17 protein-coding genes are annotated in these 14,634 nt (G+C 73.1%); 5 read left to right on the top strand and 12 right to left on the bottom strand.

What is annotated here, in order from left to right:
- Nucleotides 1-11: 11 nt before the first annotated feature.
- Nucleotides 12-308 (bottom strand): c-type cytochrome, encoded by a 297-nt coding sequence (locus H596_RS0106955; RefSeq protein WP_027284268.1) that lies wholly within the window; start codon nucleotides 306-308, stop codon nucleotides 12-14.
- Nucleotides 309-429: 121 nt separating this feature from the next.
- On the opposite strand from H596_RS0106955, the gene H596_RS20515 reads away from it, so the two are divergent.
- Nucleotides 430-831, top strand: coding sequence for a hypothetical protein (locus tag H596_RS20515; protein ID WP_037300388.1), 402 nt, complete (start codon nucleotides 430-432; stop codon nucleotides 829-831).
- Complete coding sequence (locus H596_RS0106945) at nucleotides 828-1,328, top strand: GlcG/HbpS family heme-binding protein (RefSeq protein WP_027284267.1); 501 nt, start codon at nucleotides 828-830, stop codon at nucleotides 1,326-1,328. Before H596_RS20515 ends, H596_RS0106945 begins: the two co-directional genes overlap by 4 nt.
- A gap of 6 nt (nucleotides 1,329-1,334) precedes the next feature.
- Here H596_RS0106945 and H596_RS24075 read toward each other — a convergent pair whose 3' ends face one another.
- Together H596_RS24075 and H596_RS20510 are read right to left on the bottom strand one after the other, a co-directional pair.
- The gene (locus H596_RS24075) at nucleotides 1,335-1,772 is read right to left on the bottom strand and encodes a DsrE family protein (protein ID WP_027284266.1); all 438 of its coding nucleotides are present in this window, start codon (nucleotides 1,770-1,772) and stop codon (nucleotides 1,335-1,337) included.
- Between the two features lie 11 nt (nucleotides 1,773-1,783).
- Nucleotides 1,784-3,292, bottom strand: coding sequence for a fused MFS/spermidine synthase (locus H596_RS20510; protein ID WP_169579855.1), 1,509 nt, complete (start codon nucleotides 3,290-3,292; stop codon nucleotides 1,784-1,786).
- Nucleotides 3,293-3,378: 86 nt separating this feature from the next.
- Between H596_RS20510 and H596_RS0106930 the strand changes: the two genes are divergently transcribed.
- Nucleotides 3,379-3,942 (top strand): thioredoxin family protein, encoded by a 564-nt coding sequence (locus H596_RS0106930; RefSeq protein ID WP_027284265.1) that lies wholly within the window; start codon nucleotides 3,379-3,381, stop codon nucleotides 3,940-3,942.
- 5 nt (nucleotides 3,943-3,947) lie between these two features.
- Here H596_RS0106930 and H596_RS0106925 read toward each other — a convergent pair whose 3' ends face one another.
- From H596_RS0106925 to H596_RS0106895, 7 genes are all read right to left on the bottom strand, one after another.
- Nucleotides 3,948-4,682 carry a cytochrome c biogenesis CcdA family protein gene (locus H596_RS0106925; RefSeq protein WP_027284264.1) on the bottom strand — a complete coding sequence of 245 codons (735 nt, stop codon included), beginning with the start codon at nucleotides 4,680-4,682 and terminating at the stop codon, nucleotides 3,948-3,950.
- Nucleotides 4,683-4,688: 6 nt separating this feature from the next.
- A complete protein-coding gene (gene soxB / locus H596_RS0106920; protein ID WP_027284263.1) occupies nucleotides 4,689-6,350 on the bottom strand; it encodes a thiosulfohydrolase SoxB in 1,662 nt (553 codons plus the stop codon).
- Nucleotides 6,351-6,363: 13 nt separating this feature from the next.
- Nucleotides 6,364-7,161 carry a sulfur oxidation c-type cytochrome SoxA gene (gene soxA / locus H596_RS0106915; protein WP_027284262.1) on the bottom strand — a complete coding sequence of 266 codons (798 nt, stop codon included), beginning with the start codon at nucleotides 7,159-7,161 and terminating at the stop codon, nucleotides 6,364-6,366.
- A gap of 162 nt (nucleotides 7,162-7,323) precedes the next feature.
- Nucleotides 7,324-7,656 carry a thiosulfate oxidation carrier complex protein SoxZ gene (gene soxZ, locus H596_RS0106910; protein WP_027284261.1) on the bottom strand — a complete coding sequence of 111 codons (333 nt, stop codon included), beginning with the start codon at nucleotides 7,654-7,656 and terminating at the stop codon, nucleotides 7,324-7,326.
- Nucleotides 7,657-7,676: 20 nt separating this feature from the next.
- A complete protein-coding gene (gene soxY / locus H596_RS0106905; RefSeq protein ID WP_027284260.1) occupies nucleotides 7,677-8,138 on the bottom strand; it encodes a thiosulfate oxidation carrier protein SoxY in 462 nt (153 codons plus the stop codon).
- A 19-nt stretch (nucleotides 8,139-8,157) separates the two neighbouring features.
- Entirely contained in the window at nucleotides 8,158-8,580 is a 423-nt protein-coding gene (soxX, locus tag H596_RS0106900; RefSeq protein WP_027284259.1) for a sulfur oxidation c-type cytochrome SoxX, read from the bottom strand.
- Between the two features lie 181 nt (nucleotides 8,581-8,761).
- Nucleotides 8,762-11,107, bottom strand: a complete 2,346-nt coding sequence (locus H596_RS0106895; protein WP_027284258.1) for a xanthine dehydrogenase family protein molybdopterin-binding subunit — start codon at nucleotides 11,105-11,107, stop codon at nucleotides 8,762-8,764.
- A gap of 531 nt (nucleotides 11,108-11,638) precedes the next feature.
- On the opposite strand from H596_RS0106895, the gene H596_RS20505 reads away from it, so the two are divergent.
- Nucleotides 11,639-12,178, top strand: a complete 540-nt coding sequence (locus H596_RS20505) for a DMT family transporter (RefSeq protein ID WP_169579854.1) — start codon at nucleotides 11,639-11,641, stop codon at nucleotides 12,176-12,178.
- Complete coding sequence (locus H596_RS0106885) at nucleotides 12,175-13,017, top strand: alpha/beta fold hydrolase (protein WP_027284257.1); 843 nt, start codon at nucleotides 12,175-12,177, stop codon at nucleotides 13,015-13,017. Before H596_RS20505 ends, H596_RS0106885 begins: the two co-directional genes overlap by 4 nt.
- Here H596_RS0106885 and H596_RS0106880 read toward each other — a convergent pair.
- Nucleotides 12,962-14,140: an MFS transporter gene (locus tag H596_RS0106880; RefSeq protein ID WP_027284256.1), complete on the bottom strand. Its 1,179-nt coding sequence runs from the start codon at nucleotides 14,138-14,140 to the stop codon at nucleotides 12,962-12,964. The genes H596_RS0106885 and H596_RS0106880 overlap by 56 nt on opposite strands.
- Nucleotides 14,137-14,607: a transcription elongation factor GreB gene (greB, locus tag H596_RS0106875; protein ID WP_211225262.1), complete on the bottom strand. Its 471-nt coding sequence runs from the start codon at nucleotides 14,605-14,607 to the stop codon at nucleotides 14,137-14,139. Before greB ends, H596_RS0106880 begins: the two co-directional genes overlap by 4 nt.
- Nucleotides 14,608-14,634: the final 27 nt, after the last annotated feature.

The raw sequence follows: 14,634 nt of genomic DNA, 5'->3' as shown, positions 1-14,634 counted from the left end.
CGTTCTCCTCCTCACTCGGGCTTGCCGAAATGCACCGCCAGCGCCGCGATCTCGGCGTCCGTGTAGCCGCGCGTGATGCGCCCCATCACGGTGCTCGGCCGCTCATTGGCGCGGAAGGCGCGCATGGCGGCGACGAACTCCGCCCGCGTCTGCTGCTGCTTGATGCTCGGGATGCCGTGGCCGCCCTCGCCGGTCGCGCCGTGGCAGCCCTGGCAGGAGCCGGCGAGAAGCGCGGCGTCCGGCGCCTGCGCGAGCGCGGGCGGGGCCGCCAAAAGGCCGAACGCGAGCATGGGTGCGGCGATGCGCATGAACTGCTTCCTCCTGGCCGCGCTTTCATCCGCGGCGCGTTATGTGCAAACTAGCTAAAGCTAACCGAGCGGGAAGGTCCAGAGGAAATCCTCCCGCCCCGCGCGAAAAGGATGGGCGAGGATGCAGACGCCGTTCAACCGCTTCCGCACGCGGCGCGCGCTGCTTGCGCTCGGCGCGGGAAGCGTCGCGGCGCGCGGCGCGCGGGCGGCGGCGGCGAGCTTCGTCATGCTCGAACGCCACGACTGCGCCTGGTGCCGGCGCTGGCTGCGCGAGGTGGGCGAGAGCGCCTGGAACCTCTCCGACCTCGGCCGCCGCGCGCCGCTGCGCCGCGTGGACGTGGCGCGCGGCCTGCCGCCCGATCTCGGCTTCATCGCCAACTGGCGCTTCACGCCGACCTTCGTGCTGGTCGCGCAGGGGCGCGAGATCGGCCGCATCATCGGCTACCAGGCCGATCTGTTCTTCTGGCAGCAGGCCGAGGCGCTGTTCGCGCGCCTGCCGCCTTCGTCACGGGAGGAAGGATGACCATGAAAGGCATGATGCTCGGCACGGCGCTGGCCGCCGCCCTCGCCGCCGCGCCCGCGCGGGGCGAGGATTTCATCCCGATGCGGATGATGGCCCCCGGCCTCGCGCTCGACCTCGCGCGCGCCGCGCTGGAGGAATGCCGCACGCGCGGCTTCCAGGTGGCCGTGGCGGTGGTGGACCGCATGGGCGTGCCGCAGGTGATGCTGCGCGACGCGCTGGCGGGGCCGCACACGCCCGAGACCGCCATCGGCAAGGCGCGCGCCGCCGTCTCCTTCCGCACGCCGACGGAGGAGCTCTCCGCGCTCACCCAGGCGGGCCAGGTGAACAGCGCGATCCGCCACATCCCGGGCTTCGTCTTCCTCGGCGGCGGCGTGCCGATCGAGGCCGGCGGCATGATCGTGGGCGGGGTGGGCATCTCCGGCGCACCCGGCGGGGCGGAGGACGACGCCTGCGCGCGCGCGGGCATCGCCGCGGTGGAGGAACGCCTGCTGATGTAGCGCCCCTCAGGGGCGGAGATGCACCCAGCCCATCAGCGTGCGCTCGACGATCTCGGGCAGACCGTTCTGCACCACCTCCACCCCGGGCAGCAGCGCCTCCGGGCCGAGGCCGAGCGAATCGAGCGTCGCGCCACAGGCCACGAAGCCCACGTCATAGGCCTGCAGCGAGGCCACGCGCTCGGCCACCTGGCTCTCCGCCGCAATCAGATGGCGCACGCCGGGGCCGTAGGCGACGAGCAGGATCTCCACCAGGTCCTGCCCGTAGAAGGCCTGGATGTTGATCAGGTTCGAGAAGACGGCGTGCGCGCGCTCCGGCTCGCGCTCGCTCAGCGAGACGACGATGCGGCGCGGCTGGTCCATCGAGGGGCGCGGCTCGGCGAGCGGGGTCTCGCGCCGCTGCGCGCGCGCGGCCATGGGCAGCGCGGCGGGGAGAAGCAGAAGCATCCGGCGTGGGGTCATCGTCCGCTGGCCTCCGGCGAGAGAAGCAGGTGCGACATCAGCCGCTCCACCGGCGCGAAATCGTCGGTGAGCAGGGGCACGCGCGCGCGCGCCGCGCGGGCGGCGACGAACTCGGGCGGCAGCCGCGCCCAGCCGCGCTCGGGCCCGCGCGTGGCGGCGATCCGGCCGAAGGGCGTCGGCGCGTCGGAGGCGAGGACGAGATAGGTGATGCGCCGCCCGGGCGGCTGCTCGGCCATCTCGACCCAGATCTCCACATGCGCGAACTCCTCGGCCAGCGTGCGGGCGAGGGCGAGCAGGAAGCGCGGCTCGCGCCGGTCCTCCATCACGTTCACGAGATAGGCGCCGCCGGGCGCAAGGCGCGCGCGCACCGCGCGGTGCCACTCGCGTGTGACGAGGTGCACGGGCATGGCGAGATCCTGGAAGGCGTCGGCCAGGATCACGTCGAAGCGCGGCCCCTCGGGCAGGGACTGCAGCGCGGCGCGCGCATCGCGCGCCACCACCTCGAGCGCGGGCGAATCCTGCAGCCAGAACGCCTCGCGCGCGAGGCGGGCGATCGCGGGGTCGATCTCCGCGACGAGGAAGCGCCCCTCGGGAAAGGCCGCGGCCCAGGCGCGCGGCAGGGTGAAGGCGCCGCCGCCGGCGAAGAAGGCGCTGGGCCGCTCCGGCAGGCCGCGCGCGCGCGCGAGCTCGTCGGCGAGGTGCAGATAGGGCTGCACCAGCAGCCCGGGATCGCGCTCCACATTCACGCCATGCGCGAGGTGATCGAGCACCAGCAGCCGCGCGGGCTCGCCCACCAGCGGCGTCGCGTCCACCACGCGCAGGCAGGCATAGGCGCTCTCGGCGTCGCAGGCGCGCGCATAGGCGGGCAGCAGCCCCGCACCCCCGGGCAGCAGGAGCGCGAGCGCGGCCAGCGCCACCCCCGGCCGCGCCCCGCGCGCCGCGCCCGCATGGGCCGCCGCGAGCAGCCCGTAGAGCGCCGCAGCGGCCAGCATCGCCCCGGAGGAGCCGATCCAGGCCAGCAGCAGGAAGCCCGCCGCCAGCGTGCCCGCGATGGCGCCGAGCGCGGAGAGCGCGAAGAGCCGCCCCAGCACCCGCCCCACCCCGCCCGGCGGCGCCTCCTCCACCGCGAGCTTCGTCACGATGGGCGAGACGGCGCCCACCAGCAGGCTCGGCGCGAGGAAGCCCGCCAGCGCGAAGCCCAGCATGGCCATGAGCGGGTGCACGCCGGGCGCATCCAGGAAGGGCGCGGCGAGGCGCAGCGCCGGCACGGCGGCGAGGGTCGTCACCGCGCAGCCCGCGAGCAGCCAGGCCAGCCGCGCATGGCCGCGCGCGCGGTCGCACTCGGGCCCCGCCAGCCGCCCGCCCCACCAGTGGCCGAGCGAGAAGCCGCCCAGCACCACCGCGATCACCGCCGTCCAGGAATGCACGGACATGCCGACATAGGGCGCGATCAGCCGCCCCGCGACGATCTCCACCAGCAGGCCCAGCGCGCTGGCGAGTCCCATGGTCGCCGCATCGAGCCAGGCCCTCAGCCGCATTGACGCACCCCCCGGTCGCGGGCGCATGATGGCGCGCGGAGGAACGCTTCGCCATGCCCCGCATCGCCCGCCGCGCGCTGGTCGGCGCGCTCGCCCTGCCCGCCCTCGCCCGCATCGCCCCGGCCGCGCCGGTGCGCACCGAGAGCGGCTTCACCCAGGACTGGTTCCACGAAGGCTTCCTCGACCTGCCCGAGGATCTGGCGGAGGCCACCGCCGCCGGGCTGCGCCTCGCCGTGGTGTTCGACCAGCGCGGCTGCCCCTATTGCCGCGAGATGCACACCGACCACCTGGTGCAGCCCGAGATCGAGGGCTTCATCCGCCCGCGCTTCCGCATGGTGCAGATGGACCTGCACGGTTCGCGCGAGGTCACGGATTTCGACGGGCAGAAGATGGAGGAGCGCGCGCTGGCCCGGCGCTGGCGCGTCACCTTCACGCCCACCATCGTCTTCTTCCCCGAACAGGCGGCCCGCCGCCCGGGGCGCGAGGTGGAGGTGGCGCGCATGCACGGGCTGATGGGCAAGCCGGATTTCCTCGCCCTGTTCCAGTATGTCGCCGCCCATGGCTACGCCGACGGCACGGACTTCCGCGCCTGGCGCGCCCGGCGCGGGGCGGGCTGAAGCCCTCACCCGAAACGCCCGAGTTCGGGCCAGCGCTCGATCATCCAGGCGCCGATCTCCTGGAAGCCGCCCGTCATCACCAGCACGCCCGTTGCGATGAGCAGCAGGCCGAGCGCGATCTCCACCGCCCGGAAATGCCGGCGGAAGCGCTGCACGAAGCCGAGGAAGGGCGTGGCGAAGACCGCCGCCAGCAGGAAGGGGATGCCGATCCCCATCGCATAGGCGAAGAGCAGCGTGGCCCCCTCCAGCGCATCGCCGCGGCTCGCCGCGATGGTGAGGATGCCCGCGAGGATCGGGCCCACGCAGGGCGTCCAGCCGAAGGCGAAGGCGAGGCCCACCACATAGGCCCCGGCGGGCGAGACGGGGCGCGTGGAGGTCTGGAACCGCGCCTCGCGGTTGAGCAGCCCGAGGCGCAGCACCCCCATCACATGCAGGCCGAAGAGCACCAGCACCGCGCCCGCCACGAGCGCCGCCGTCTCCAGATGCTCCTGCAGAAGCTGCGAGACGGCGCTGGCCGTGGCGCCGAGGGCGGTGAAGACCGTGGCGAAGCCCAGCACGAAGAAGAAGGCCGCGAGCAGCACGCGCCCGCGCGCCGGAACCTCCGCCACCACGCCGCCCGGGGCGGCGCGCAGCGTCACCCCGCCCAGGAAACCCAGATAGGGGATGATGAGCGGCAGCACGCAGGGCGAGAGGAAGCTGAGCGCGCCGCCCAGCACGGCCGCGGCGTGGCCGACCTCCATGGCCGCTCAGACGCCGCGCAGCCGCACGTCCTGGCGCGGCGCGGCGCGCACCGGGCCGCGGGCGAGATGGGCGAACACCACCTCCCAGATCGGCGGCCCCTCCGTGCCCTGGTTGATGGAGGCCCAGCCCGCCACGGCGTAGCCGCGCTCCGCCTCCAGCGGCGCGCCCGTGCGCAGGAGGCGCAGGTCCGAGACGCGCTGCCCCGCCCGCCCCGCCACGTCGAGGGTGAAGGAAAGCCCGCCCGTGCGCACCATGTCCCCGCCCTGCTGGAAGTAGGGGTCGGGGTTGAACAGGTTGTCCGCCACGTCCTCGAGGATCGCCTTGATCTGCGCCCCCGTCATCGTCATGCGGTAGGCGTTGGGATAGGTGATGGCCGTCTGCGCCCAGACATCCTCGGCCGTGATGTCGCTGCCCGGCGGCAGCGAGGTTCCCCAGCGGAAGCCGGGCGAGAGCGCGATCTCCGCGTCGCGCACCGAGAGCAGCGCGTCGCAGATCACGTCGTCCCAGGTGCCGGCGGTGTTGCCGCGGCGGTAGAGCAGCGACTCCGTCCTGCCCACGACGCGCGAGAGCTCCGCCGCGTATGGCGCGCGCAGCCGCGTGACCAGCCCCGCCATCTCCGCATCCGGGGCGATGCGGTCGCTGAAGATGGGAATGAGCGCGTGCCGCCAGCCCTTCATCCGCCCGCCCTCCACCTCGATGTCGAGGCGCGAGAGGAACTTGCCGCAGGCGCCGGTGGCGATCAGCAGCGTGTTCCCCACCTGCAGCGGGCGGGGCATCGCGTCATGGGTGTGGCCCGTGAGGATCACGTCGATGCCCGGCACGCGCTGGGCCATCTTGCGGTCCACGTCGAAGCCGTTGTGCGAGAGCAGCACGACGAGCTGCGCGCCATCGGCCCGGGCGGCGGCCACCCGCTCGGCCAGCTTCTCCTCCTTGATGCCGAAGGACCATTCGGGGAACATCCAGCGCGGATTGGCGATGGGCGTGTAGGGGAAGGCCTGGCCGATCACCGCGATCTTCACGCCGCCGCGCTCGAACATGGCGGTGTGGCCGAAGACATCCTCGTTCCACTCGCTGTCCTGCACGTTGCTGGCGAGGAAAGGCGCGCCCAGCTCCTCGGCCAGCTCCTTCACGCGGTCGGCGCCGTAGGTGAACTCCCAGTGGCCGACCATCGCCTCCACGCCCAGCGCCTTCTGCACCGCCACCATGTCGGCGCCGCGGGTGCGCAGGCTGGTCCAGGAGCCCTGCCAGGTGTCGCCGCCGTCGAGCAGCAGGGTGCGGCCCGGGCGCTCGGCGCGGATCGCCTTGATGACGGTGGCGAGCCTGTCCACCCCGCCCATCGGGCCGAAGCGGCGCGCGAGCTCGGCGAAGTCGAGATGCGTCAGCGCATGCGCCATGGGGCTGCCGCGCGCGAGGTCGAAGGCGGCGAGGAAATCCTGCCCCGTCAGGTGCGGCAGCACCCCGCGCACCTCGCCCACGCCGAGATTCGTCTCCGGCTCGCGGAAGAACATGGGCGTGAGCTGCGCGTGCAGATCCGTGCTGTGCAGCAGCGTCACCTGGCCGAGCGGGGCGAAGCGCAGCAGCTCCTCCTGGCTCGGCGCCTGCTGGGCGCGGACGGGCAGCGCGGCGAGCGCGGCGCCGGCGGCGAGGAGGTCGCGGCGGGTGATCATGGGCGCTTCCTTCTCAGCGGCGCACCGCGGGGCTCTCGACCGGCAGCCCCTGCGCGCGCCAGGCGAGGTAGAATTCGAGGTTGGTGAACTCCTCGCTGCCCATGGCCGGCGGCTGGCCGCGCACGTCCTGCACGCAGCCCATCAGGCGGAACTGCAGGCTGATGACGCGCTGCTCCTTCAGGCGATAGGTCGGGAAGCCATTGGACATGCCCTGGGAGAGCAGGTCGGCGCGCAGGTAGCGGCCGTAATTCTCCTCGTGGCAGGTGGCGCAGCGCATGTCGAGCTGGCCGCGCCGCGTGTTGTAGAAGCGCTCGCCCTCGTCGAAGAAGCGCCGGGCGGGGCCGGAGATGTCCACGTTCACCGGCATGCCGCGCGACTGCAGCGCGATGTAGGTGGTGATGGCGTTGAGCGGCCGGCTGTCTATGGGCAGGGCTGGGGCGCCCATGCGCTCGGTGCGGCAGATGTTCACCTGCTGCTCCAGCGTCACCACGCGCTGCAGGCGCGGATGATAGGCGGGCATGCGCGCGCGCACGCCGCGCATGCTTTCCGTCGCGTCGTTGTGGCAGGAGGCGCAGGACTGCCCCGCCGTGCCTTCGACGCGGTTCCAGGCCTGCTCGCCCTCCTCGACCCAGAGGAAGGCTGGGTTGAGGAAGTCGTCGTCCTGGATGGCGAGCGTGTCGGGCGTCGCGAAATGCCGGCCCGATTGCGGATCGGGGATGGGCCTGTTGGGCGGCCGCTCGCCCTCCGCGAAGGCGACGACGGCGGAGAGCGAGGCCGCGGCGAGCCCCGCCAGAACCATCCCGATCTTCATGCCCTGCTTCCTCCCCCTCCGGATTCTCCGGCCCGCCTCATACCAGCGGCCGCTGATTTCGACTCCTCACAGCCGGTGCGGCCGCTGGTATGCCTCTGTTTTGGCGCGCAGCCGCCACACCAACCCTGCGCGCGATACGGTCGGCATGTCATGCCGACCGTATCAGGCGAGCCGGAGCTCCTGCGTGGCGCTGCGGCTCTCGCCCGCGTCGTTGGTCCAGGTGAACTCGAAGCGCCCCGGGCGCTCGGCGCGGAACTGGAAGGCGATGTAGGGGTTCGCCGAGATCGCCGGCGCCAGGTCCATGGCGAAGACGAGCTGGCCCTCGAACTTCGCCTCGAAGCGCTTGATGATGTCGCGCGGGATCACGTTGCCCGCCTGGTCGCGCCGCTGGCCCGTCTCCATGACATGGGAGATCAGGGTGCGGATTTCGATCACCTCGCCCGCGCGGACCTGCGCGGGAAGGCGCACGCGGGGCTGCCCGATGGGTGCGGCCATGGTCTCTCTCCTTCCTTCGCTCAGCCGCCGCAGCCGCCGATGGTGACCTTCACCTCGGTGCGCGCCTGGAACAGCGAGCCGTCCTGCATCTCCGCCAGCACCACCACGTCCTGCGTCTGGCCGAGGCGGATGCGCGTGTCCACCTGCGCCCGGCCCATGGCCGGGGTGAGGTGGAAGACCGCGACTTCCGGCGTCGGGTTGCCGGTGGCGAAGACGTGCACGCGCGTCACATGGTCGGCGGCCGTCATGGGGCTCTCGACGCTGACGGTGATGGGCACGGTGTTGCCGTTCTCGGCGATGGGCGGGGCGCGCAGGGTGATGCGTCCCTCCTGCGCGGTGCGGTTGCCGCGCACCCGGTCCACCGCCGCCTGCACGGCGGGGGCGAGCTGGGCGGAGGCGGGCATGGGCAGGAGCGCGACGGCCGCGGCCGCCGCCGCCAGCCCCATCGCGCCGCGCCGCGTGGGCGCCTTCAATGTGTGCATCGCGTTCTCCATGGAATTCTCAGCGCAAGGTCATCAGATAGGCGAGGAGGTCCTCCACCTGCTGGGCGGTCAGCATGGTGCGGCCGGCCCAGTCCCGGCGGACGTTGTAGAGCCCCTCGATCCGGTAGAAGGAGGGCATGTTGCTTTCGGGATTGATGCGCTTGCTGTCCACCACGCGCAGGCGCAGCTCCGGCAAGGTGTAGCGCGAGGCCAGCCCCTCGAGCGGCGGGCCGAGATTGCCCTGGAAATCGGCGCGCACCGGCATCTCGTGGCAGGTGATGCAATTGCCGAGCGAACGGTCCAGCGCCACCGCGCGGCCGCGCTCGACATCTCCCGGCTGGCTGGTCAGCGGCTCGGGGATGCCGTCATCCACGACGCGGAAGGGCACGGGCTGCGTGTCGCCCCGCGCCCAGGCCCCGGCCAGCGGCGCGAGGAGCGCCACAGCCAGTGCCAGAAGGGCCGCAGCGGGCGGCCATGAGGCCGCGTGCGTCACGCCCGCGGCATGCTCTCTCCCTCGGATGCGCAATGGACGACCCTCCTCCAGCCGGGGGCCTTCGCCCTCTCGTTCCGGAAGACAAGCATGAGCCGCCGCGCATATGCAAGCATGACGAAGAAGCGCCGCGTCACGCGCCCCGGATGGCGCGCCAGATGCGCTCGGGCGTGGCGGGCATGTCGATGTGCGTGACGCCCAGCGGCCGCAGCGCGTCCACCAGCGCGTTCATCACGGCGGGCAGGCTGCCCGCGCAGCCGGCCTCGCCGCAGCCCTTGGCGCCCAGCGGGTTGGTCTTGCAGGGCACGGCGTGGGTGTCGAGGGTGAAGGCCGGCAGGTCATCGGCGCGGGGCAGGCCGTAGTCCATGAAGCTGCCGGTGAGGAGCTGCCCGTCCTCGCTGTAGGCCACATGCTCGTGCAGCGCCTGGCCGATTCCCTGCACGATGCCGCCATGCGCCTGGCCGGCCACCAGCAGCGGGTTCACCACCACGCCGAAATCGTTGACCGCGATGTAGTTCACGATGCGCGAGAGGCCCGTCTCCGGGTCCACCTCGATCTCGCAGACATGGCAGCCATTGGGGAAGGCCATGGGCGCTTCCTCGAAGACATGGGTCACGTCCAGGCTGGCGGGCACCTCCGAGGGAAGGGAGTGGCTCTCGCGCGGCTTCGCCGCCAGCTCCATGATGCCGATGCCGCGGTCGGTGCCGGCCACGAGGAAGCGGCCGGCCTCGAACTCGATGTCGGCGGGGGCGGCCTCGAGCAGATGGGCGGCGGCGAGGCGGCCCTTCTCGATCACCCGATCGCTCGCCTCGAGGATCGCGGCACCCGAGGCCATGAGCGACTTCGACCCGCCCGTGCCGCCGCCGGCGATGAGCTCGTCGGAATCGCCCTGCAGCAGCCGGATCGCCTCGAAGGGCACGCCAAGCTTCTGGTGCAGCACCTGGGCGAAGGGCGTCCAGTGCCCCTGCCCGTAGTCGAGCGTGCCGGTGATGATGGTCACCGTGCCGTCCTTCTCGAAGCGGATGCCGCCCTGCTCCTTCGCGGGCGGGGCGGTGCATTCGAGGAAGTTGCCCACGCCGAGGCCGCGCAGCATCCCGCGCGCGCGCGCCTCGGCCCGGCGCGCCTCGAAGCCCGCCGCGTCGGCGAGCGCCAGCGCCTTGTCGAGGATCGCGCCGAACTCGCCCCCGTCATAGACGCTGCCCGAGGCCGCCTTGTAGGGCATCTGGGAGGGCGCGATGTGGTTGAGCCGGCGCAGCGCCAGCGCATCCCTGCCCATGGCGCGCGCGGCCTCTTCGATCAGCCGCTCCATGAAGTAGTTGCCCTCCGGCCGCCCCGCGCCGCGATAGGCCGAGACGGGGGTGGTGTTCGTCAGCAGGCATTTCGTGCGCACCTCGATGAGCGGCACGGCGTAGTTGGACTGCACATTCTTCACGAAATTGCCCGTGCCCATGAGCGGCGCGACGGTGGAGAGATAGGCGCCCATGTTCGCATAGGCCGTGAGGCGCACGGCGAGGAAGCGGCCCTCCGCGTCGAGCGCGAGCTCCGCCTCCACCTCATGGTCGCGCCCGTGCTGGTCGGAGAGGAAGGCGCCCGAGCGCTCGTCCGTCCACTTCACGGGGCGGCCCAGCAGCTTCGCCGCGTGCAGCAGCGGCAGGTATTCCGGATAGGCATTGGCCTTCATGCCGAAGCTGCCGCCCACATTGCCCGTCAGCACCCGCACCTTCTCGCGCGGGAGCTTCAGGATGTCGTCGGCGAGCTGGTTGCGCAGGCCGAACACGCCCTGGCAGCCCACATGCAGGGTGAAGCGGCCCGTCTCGGCGTCGTACTCGCCGATGGCGCTGCGCGGCTCCATGGCGGCGACGACGACGCGGCTGTTGCGGATGGCGAGGCGCTGCACATGCGCCGCGCGCGCGAAGGCCTCCGCCACCTGCGCGGAATCGCCGAAGGCGAAGTCCAGCACGCAGTTGCCGGGAATCTCCTCGTCCACCAGCGGCGCGCCGGGGGCGGCGGCGGCCGAGGCCTCGGTGACGGCGGGCAGCGCCTCCGCCTCCAGCTCCACCAGCTCCGCCGCGTCCTTGGCCTGCGCCTTGGTCTCCGCGACCACCACGGCGAAGGGATCGCCCACCCAGCGCAGCTTGCCCCGGGCCAGCGCCGGGCGCTTCGTGCTGCGCAGCGGCGTGCCGTCGGCGTTGCGCAGCGGCATGGCGCAGACCATGGGGCCATAGCCCGCGAGGTCCTCGGCCGTGATCACCGCCTTCACCCCGGGCGCGGCACGCGCGGCGCTGACATCGAGGCGCGTGATCACCGCATGCGCGTAAGGGCTGCGCACCACCACCGCCCAGAGCATGCCGGGCAGGGCGAGGTCGTCGGTGTAGCGGCCCTGGCCGCGCAGCAGCTTCGGGTCCTCCTGCCGCGGCACGGGCTGGCCGATGCCGAACTTCAGGCGCGTGGGGTCGAAGGGGAGGTTCGTGTCCGGCATCGCGGGGCGTCCTGGCAGCGGAAGGTTGCGCCCGATGGTAGGGGGCGCGGGGGCTTCCGCAAGGGCGCGCGGCGCGCCACGCTGCGCCCACAGACTTGGGAGCGGCCCGCCATGCGCCCCTTGGACATCCCGCGCAGCATCGCCCGGCGCCTGCGGCCGGTCGCCGCCGAGCCCCTTCGCGCGGCGGCCTCGCTCGATCCGTGAACCCCGCATTGCAGGGCATGGCGCTGGCGGCGGCCGCAGGCGTCACCTTCGCGGCCCTGAACGCGAATCTGCGCGGCCTGGCGAGCGAGCTGCCCCCCTTCCAGGTGCAGTTCCTGCGCTACGCCGCGGGGCTCGTGGTGATGCTGCCGCTGATCTGGCGCACGGGCCTCTCGGCCTATCGCCCCAAGGCGCCGGGGGGCCAGGTGCTGCGCGGCGCGACGCACACAGTGGCGCTGTTCTTCTGGTTCGCCGCCCTGCCCCACATCGCCTTCGCGGACATGACGGCGATCGGCTTCACCGGCCCCCCTCTTCATCATGCTCGGCGCCGTGCTCTTCCTGAAGGAGCCGATGTTCTGGCAGCGCTGGGCCGCGGCGCTGCTGGGCTTCGCGGGGGTGCTGGTGGTGGTGGGCCCCAAGCTGACCGGCGCGGGCGGGCAGCATCTGCTGATCATGCTCGCCTCCGCCCCGCTCTTCGCCGCCTCCTTCCTGATGGCCAAGGCGCTAACGCGGCATGACCGGCCGGAGGTGATCGTCGCCTGGCAGGCGCTGACGGTGGCGCTCTTCACCCTGCCCGTGGCCGCCTGGCTCTGGCAGGCGCCGAGCCTCGCGCAATGGGGGCTCGTGCTGCTCTGCGGCGCGCTCGGCAGCCTCGGCCATTGGCTGCTGACCACCGCCTACAAGCTCGCCGACATCTCGAGCGCCCAGCCGGTGAAGTTCCTCGACCTCATCTGGGCGGCCGCGCTCGGCTGGCTCGTCTTCCACGAGGTGCCGAGCGCCTCCACCCTGGCCGGCGCAGCCGTCATCTTCCTCGCCACGAGCTGGATCGCGCGCGTGGAAGCGCGGCGCGGCAGGAGCACCCCCGCATGAACGACGAGATCGAGGAACTGGACCGGCGCGCCACGCTGCGCCGCACCCCCTGCGGCGAGGGCGAGACGGTCTGGCGTCTCTGGGGCGAGGGCATGCCGCTCGTGCTGCTGCATGGCGGCTCGGGAAGCTGGCGGCACTGGCTGCGCAACATCCTCGCTCTCGCGCGCCGCTACGCGGTGCTAGCGCCCGACATCCCGGGCCTCGGCGAAAGCGCCATGCCGCCCGGCGAAGGCACGCCGGAGGACGCCGCCATCCCGCTGGCCGAGGGGCTCGTGGCGCTGCTCGGCCCCGCGCGGCGCTACCACCTCTGCGGCTTCTCCTTCGGCGCCAATGTGGGCGGGCATCTCGCCGCCATCGAGGGCGCGCGCGTGGCGAGCCTCACGCTCGTCGGCGCCGCCTCGCTCGGTCTGCCGCGCCCGCCGCTCGAACTGCTCAAGGTGCGCGAGAAGGAGGGCGAGGCGCGGATGGCCGCGCACCGCGAGAACCTCGCGCGGCTGATGATCCGCGACCCCGCGCGCATCGACGCGACCGCGCTCGCCATCCAGGAATGGAACACGCGCCATGCGCGGCTGCGCTCGCGCCGCTTCGCCTCCGGGGCCTCGCTGCGCGATGCGCTCGGCCGCGTGCGCGCGCCCCTGAACGGCATCTGGGGCGAGTTCGACGCGGTGGCCTGGCCGGAGGTGGAGGCGCGCCTCGCCGTGCTGCGCGAGGCCGACCCCTCGCTGCTCGAGGCGGTGATCCCGGGCGCGGGCCACTGGGTGGCCTATGAGGCGCCCGAGGCCTTCAACGCGACGCTTCTGGCGATGCTGGCGCGACGCGAAGGAAGAACAGCGCCATGAAGGCGGCGAGGTTGAGCGCCACGGTCAGCCACAGCGCCTGCGCCCCGCCCGCCTCCACCACCATCCCGAACAGGGCGGGCGCCAGCGCGCCGAAGAAGCGCGAGGGCGCGACGATCATCCCCTGCCGCGCCCCGTAGCCCGCGGGGCCGAACACCGCGAGCGGCAGCGTGCCGCGCACGATGGTCTGCACCCCGTTCCCCGCCCCGTGCAGCAGCACGAACACCGCCGCCACCGGCGCGCCCACGGCGAGCAGCAGCATCGCCCCCAGCGGATGGGCGATGCTGGCGAGCTTGGCCGAGAGCAGCGGATGCGCCCGGCGCAGCAGCGTGGCCTCCAGCGCCCGCGCGGCCACCTGGGCGGGGCCCATCAGCGCCGCCGCGGCGATGGCGGCCGCGGGCGCCGCCCCCGCCGCGAGCAGCAGCCCCGGCAGATGCGCCGAAAGCGCGGCCGCCGAGAAGGCGCCCGCGCAGAAGATGAAGGCCATGAGCCAGGCCTGGCGGCGGGTGTCGCGCGCCTGCTTCGCGTCGGCGGACGCGGGCGGCGGCCTGGCCGCGTCGGGCGCGCGGTGCTCGGCCCCCGGCAGCAGCAGGTTCAGCGGCAGGCTGACCAGCAGATGGATCGCCGCCCAACCGAGGCAGGCCCCGCGCCAGCCCCACCAGGCCTCCATCGCCGCCGTCAGCGGCCAGCCCAGCGTGCTCGCGAAACCGGCGAGCAGCGTGATCCCGGTGATCGGGCCGCGCGCCTCGCGCCCATAGAGCCGTGCGAGCGCGGCGAAGGCCGGGTCGTAGAGTCCCATCCCCATGGCGAGGCCGAGCAGCGCCCAGGCCGCAAGCAGCGTCGCCGGCCCCTGCGCCAGGGCCAGCACCAGCACCCCCGCCACCATCACGAGGTTGGAGGCGACCAGCACCACCCGGCCCCCGCGCCGATCCACCGCCCGCCCCACCGGCTGGCCCAGCACGGCGGTGAGCAGCAGCGCCGCCGAGACGGCGACGAAGACGAAGGAGACGCTGACGCCGAGGTCGCGGGCCATGCTCGCCGCCAGCACGGCGGGCAGGTAGTAGCTGCCCGCCCAGGCGAGGGTCTGCGTCGTGCCCAGCAGCAGAACGGTGCGGCGGCGGCTCATCGGCGGGGCTCGGGATAGGCGATGGAGAGCACCTCGATCTCCTCCACGCCCGCGGGCGTGCGCAGCCGCACCACATCGCCCACCCGCTTGCCGAGCAGCGCCCGCGCCACGGGCGAGACCCAGGAGATGCGGCCCGCCCGCGCCTCCGCCTCCTCCATGCCGACGATGGTCACCGTCACTTCGGAATCATCGGCGCGCGCATAGGTGACGGTGGCGCCGAAGAAGACCTGGTCGCGCTTCGTCTGCCGCGCCGGGTCCACCACCTCGGCGCGTTCGAGGCGCTTGCGCAGGAAGCGCACGCGGCGGTCGATCTCGCGCAGGCGGCGCTTGCCGTACTGGTAGTCGGCGTTCTCGCTGCGGTCGCCGAGGCCGGCGGCCCAGCTCACCACCTCCACCACTTTCGGCCGCTCGACATGCCACAGCGCGTGCAGCTCCGCCTGCAGCGCGGCATGGCCCTCGGGCGTCATGTAGAAGGGGGTGCCGGGGGGAAGGCC

Origin of the sequence: Rubritepida flocculans DSM 14296, from assembly GCF_000425365.1 — a bacterium.
Taxonomy (GTDB): Bacteria; Pseudomonadota; Alphaproteobacteria; order Acetobacterales; family Acetobacteraceae; genus Roseococcus; species Roseococcus flocculans.
The sequence above is the reverse complement of the archived record's forward strand: the minus strand, read 5'-3'. Positions and strand labels throughout refer to the sequence as shown.

Bases quoted from the DNA above. Each gene is read 5' to 3' on its own strand.
- H596_RS0106955 (WP_027284268.1), bottom strand. From the start codon at position 308: ATGCGCATCGCCGCACCCATGCTCGCGTTCGGCCTTTTGGCGGCCCCG.
- H596_RS20515 (WP_037300388.1), top strand. From the start codon at position 430: ATGCAGACGCCGTTCAACCGCTTCCGCACGCGGCGCGCGCTGCTTGCG.
- H596_RS0106945 (WP_027284267.1), top strand. From the start codon at position 828: ATGACCATGAAAGGCATGATGCTCGGCACGGCGCTGGCCGCCGCCCTC.
- H596_RS24075 (WP_027284266.1), bottom strand. From the start codon at position 1,772: ATGCTTCTGCTTCTCCCCGCCGCGCTGCCCATGGCCGCGCGCGCGCAG.
- H596_RS20510 (WP_169579855.1), bottom strand. From the start codon at position 3,292: ATGGGACTCGCCAGCGCGCTGGGCCTGCTGGTGGAGATCGTCGCGGGG.
- H596_RS0106930 (WP_027284265.1), top strand. From the start codon at position 3,379: ATGCCCCGCATCGCCCGCCGCGCGCTGGTCGGCGCGCTCGCCCTGCCC.
- H596_RS0106925 (WP_027284264.1), bottom strand. From the start codon at position 4,682: ATGGAGGTCGGCCACGCCGCGGCCGTGCTGGGCGGCGCGCTCAGCTTC.
- soxB (WP_027284263.1), bottom strand. From the start codon at position 6,350: ATGATCACCCGCCGCGACCTCCTCGCCGCCGGCGCCGCGCTCGCCGCG.
- soxA (WP_027284262.1), bottom strand. From the start codon at position 7,161: ATGAAGATCGGGATGGTTCTGGCGGGGCTCGCCGCGGCCTCGCTCTCC.
- soxZ (WP_027284261.1), bottom strand. From the start codon at position 7,656: ATGGCCGCACCCATCGGGCAGCCCCGCGTGCGCCTTCCCGCGCAGGTC.
- soxY (WP_027284260.1), bottom strand. From the start codon at position 8,138: ATGCACACATTGAAGGCGCCCACGCGGCGCGGCGCGATGGGGCTGGCG.
- H596_RS0106895 (WP_027284258.1), bottom strand. From the start codon at position 11,107: ATGCCGGACACGAACCTCCCCTTCGACCCCACGCGCCTGAAGTTCGGC.
- H596_RS0106885 (WP_027284257.1), top strand. From the start codon at position 12,175: ATGAACGACGAGATCGAGGAACTGGACCGGCGCGCCACGCTGCGCCGC.
- H596_RS0106880 (WP_027284256.1), bottom strand. From the start codon at position 14,140: ATGAGCCGCCGCCGCACCGTTCTGCTGCTGGGCACGACGCAGACCCTC.
- greB (WP_211225262.1), bottom strand. From the start codon at position 14,607: ATGACGCCCGAGGGCCATGCCGCGCTGCAGGCGGAGCTGCACGCGCTG.